General features: G+C 76.9%; 1 protein-coding gene. It reads right to left on the bottom strand.

Annotated elements, in window-relative coordinates; genetic code table 11:
- Nucleotides 1–316, bottom strand: a 316-nt coding sequence (locus ACLWS4_RS37510) for a TerD family protein (RefSeq protein ID WP_416876503.1), incomplete at its 3' end; no start/stop codon positions are given.
- Nucleotides 317–433 lie beyond the last annotated feature (117 nt).

The raw sequence follows: 433 nt of genomic DNA, 5'->3' as shown, positions 1-433 counted from the left end.
GGCCGAAGGCACCGCCCCGGGTGCAGGCGGTGACCAGGATCCGCTGCACCTCCGGTTCCACCGACGGGAGTTCGAGCTCGATCCGCTCGCCGCCGGGGCCGGTCCGCCCCCGGTGGTGGACGGCGCCGGACGGGTGCCGGGGCCGGTCGTAGCAGACCTCGTCGGCCTCGCCCCGGACCCGGTCGGCAGCCGCGAGCAGCAGCGCGGAGACCTCGACCGCCGGCACCCCGGGGCCCACCGTCCAGCGGAGTTCGGCCCGGACGGTGGTGGGCCCGATCGGCAGGTTGGCACCCTTGGTCAGCGATCTCGCGCTCATCGCCCCAGTGTGGCGCACCACCGCCCGCTGACACGGGTGGGCGCAGCACGCGCCCACCCTCGCCCGGACCGGTCAGGCGGTGCAGACCACGGTGACCCCGGCGGCCCAGCCGTCCAC

The organism is Kitasatospora sp. SC0581 (genome assembly GCF_048159585.1).
Taxonomy (GTDB): Bacteria; Actinomycetota; Actinomycetes; order Streptomycetales; family Streptomycetaceae; genus Kitasatospora.
The sequence above is the reverse complement of the archived record's forward strand: the minus strand, read 5'-3'. Positions and strand labels throughout refer to the sequence as shown.